The 2743-nt window shown below is 72.7% G+C and carries 4 protein-coding genes; 3 read left to right on the forward strand and 1 reads right to left on the reverse strand.

What is annotated here, in order from left to right; translation table 11 throughout:
• The coding region (locus tag AC1D01_RS28800) for a siderophore-interacting protein (RefSeq protein ID WP_477872512.1) at nt 1-345 on the reverse strand (345 nt) is incomplete at its 3' end.
• Between the two features lie 89 nt (nt 346-434).
• Here AC1D01_RS28800 and AC1D01_RS28805 point away from each other — a divergent pair.
• The 3 genes from AC1D01_RS28805 to AC1D01_RS28815 all read left to right on the forward strand — a co-directional run.
• The gene (locus tag AC1D01_RS28805) at nt 435-863 is read left to right on the forward strand and encodes a MarR family winged helix-turn-helix transcriptional regulator (protein ID WP_477872518.1); all 429 of its coding nucleotides are present in this window, start codon (nt 435-437) and stop codon (nt 861-863) included.
• A 124-nt stretch (nt 864-987) separates the two neighbouring features.
• The gene (locus AC1D01_RS28810; RefSeq protein ID WP_477872514.1) at nt 988-1887 is read left to right on the forward strand and encodes a DUF2157 domain-containing protein; all 900 of its coding nucleotides are present in this window, start codon (nt 988-990) and stop codon (nt 1885-1887) included.
• The coding region (locus tag AC1D01_RS28815; RefSeq protein ID WP_477872516.1) for a DUF4401 domain-containing protein at nt 1884-2743 on the forward strand (860 nt) is incomplete at its 3' end. The genes AC1D01_RS28810 and AC1D01_RS28815, both read left to right, overlap by 4 nt.

The following is a 2743-nucleotide window of genomic DNA, read 5'->3' on the forward strand; positions in this document are numbered from 1 at the left end:
GCGTGGGCCGGCCACCGTCAGCGCGTCGCCGGGCTGCGCGCGCGCCGCCCAGTCGGACGCCGGGCCGTCGTCGTGCAGCGCGAAATCCAGCGTCAGCTCGCCCGCCGCGGCATCGTGGCGGCGCGGCGTGTAGTCGCGGCGCACCGGCTCGGCTGCGCCGGTGTCGATGAAGAGCTTCACATGGTCGTCGAACGACGCGCTGATGAAACCGGCCATCGGCTCGCCGGCCACCACGATGCGCCGGAAACCGGGGCTCGTGGCCTCGACGCGCACGACGCGCAGCTCGCGCCGCCGGATCTCATGCTGGACGCGCTGCACGCGCCGGGTGGAGGTTTCTGCCGTCATGGGGCTCGCTCTCGAAATGGTTGACAATATCCCCCATCATGAGCAAACAAGATGACAATGTCAACCATCAGGGCAAAGCCGTGCCCCGCATGGAAGACGACGTGCTGGAGCTGATCCACACGGTGATGCACCAGTACCGCGGGCAGCAGTACCAGGTGCTGCGCGACGGGCCGCACGACATCACGCACATGGAGAGCAAAGTGCTCGGTTACTTCGGCCGCCACCCCGGCGCGACGCAGAGCGAGCTCTCGCAGCACAGCGGGCGCGACAAGGCGCAGCTGGCGCGGCTGATCAAGGGGCTGCGCGAGCGCGGCCTGCTCGACGCGCAGGCCGACGCGGCGGATCGGCGCAGCGTCACTCTCTCGCTGACGGCTGACGGCCAGGCGGTGCTGCGCACGCTGCAGCAGCAGGCGCGCAAGCTGAATGCGCGGGCGGTGGCCGGGTTCAGCGCAGCGGAACAGCGGCAACTGCTGGCGCTGCTGCAGCGGGTGACGGACAACCTCGACGCGCCGGACTGACCACGGTGGTCGCTTCGGTATTGCCACACGCCCCCGGCGGTGGCGACCCGCGGCACCCACGGCACGCACCGGCGTCGGATGGCACGGCGCATCGCTACCATCGCGACCACACCCTGGAGACACGATGGACCTGCACGACGAACCACCCGCGCTCTCGCAGCGCCTGCCGCAAGGCATTGCGGTACTGGCCGCCGCACTCGGCGGGCTGGGCCTGATCTTCTGGGTTGCCGCGAACTGGTCCGAGCTCGGCCGCACCGGCCGCTTCGCCTTGCTGCAGGCCTGCGTGGTCGTGATGTGCGCCGGCGCGCTGTGGCGGCCCACGCTGCGCGCGCCGCTCGGGCTGCTGGCGCTGCTCGGGATCGGCGGCCTGTTCGCCTTCTTCGGCCAGACCTACCAGACCGGCGCCGACGCCTGGCAACTGTTCGCGCTGTGGGCCGCGCTCGCACTGCCGCTGTGCCTGGGCGCGCGCAGCGACGTGCTGTGGGCCCCGTTCGCGCTGGTCGCGATGAGCGGCATCTCGCTGTGGATCGTCGCGCACACCGGTCACCGCTGGCGCATCGAGCCGCAGGACCTGCCGGCCCACCTGATCGGCTGGAGCGCGGCCATCGCGCTGGTGGTCGCGCTGCACCCGGCGTGGCAACGCGTCACCGGCGGCGGCCTGTGGGGCGAGCGCACCGCGGTGACGCTGGCGGTCGTGATGATCTGCGTCAGCGGCGCCAGCGCGGTGTTCGGTGACCGCAGCGGCGCGCACTACGCGCTGGCGCTGGCGGTGCTGGGCATCGCGGCGGTGCTGCTGGCCAACGCGCGCAGCTTCGACATCTATGGCCTGAGCGCGGTCGCGCTCGGGTTGAACGCGCTGCTGGTCGCCGGCCTCACGCACCTGCTGTTCGACCGCCACAATTCCGGCGACGAGATCGGCAGGATGCTGCTGCTGGGCCTGTCGGCCGCCGGCCTGCTGGCCGCCAGCGTCTCGGGCGTGATGCACCTCGCACGCCGCCACGCCCACACCGGAGCAAGCGCATGAGCGATTCCCTGATGGCTCACTCCGAGACCCGCCCGTGGCCGGTCGTGCTGCTGACCGGCCTCGGCGCCTGGCTGGCCGCGGTGCCGCTGATCATCGTGGTCGGGATGCTGCTCGGCGATTTCGTCACGCGTGGCGCCGGCCCCTACGTGATCGGGCTGCTGGTGCTGGCCGGCTCGCTGGTGGTGCTGCATGCGCGGCAGGTGCCGTTGTTCGTCGAGCAGCTCGCGGTGCCGGGGCTGATCGTCGGCGGCGGCGCGCTCGCGTTCGGGCTGTTCCGCGACCTGCCGGATGCGCTCGCCTTCGCGACGCTCGGCACGGTGGCGCTGGCCGTCGCGGTGGTGGTGCGGGCCGACTGGCTGCGTGCCCTGCTCGGTGCGCTGGCGGCGGTGATGCTGGCACTCGCATTGGCGATCGACCCGTGGCGCTACTCGAGCACGATGCGCCTCGGCGCGTTCTGGCTCGCATGGCACGGCTGCGCCGCGGCGTGGGTGGCCGCCCATGTGCTGGTGCGCCGCATCGCACCGGTGCACGCCGCCGTCGTCGAGCCGCTCAGCGCCGGCTGGCTGCTCGCGACGCTGTGCGGCCTCGCGTGGTGGGCCGGCATGACCTTCCTGGTCGGCGCGAACCTCGGCGACTTTGCAGGCGACCTGGTGCGCGGGGGCGATAGCGGCCACCGCTGGATCGGCACGCTGCAGCAGGCCGCATCGCTGGCGCTGGCCGTCGCGGGGGCGCTGTGGGCCGCGCATCGCTGGCCGGRCCTGCGGCGGCCGTGGCTGGCCGGCGTGGCCGCGGTGCTCGCGCTGCTGGCCTGGTTGATGCCCACGCTCGGCGCGGTGCTGCTGGCGCTCGCGCTGAG

The organism is Rhizobacter sp. P3_B12, assembly GCF_056402895.1.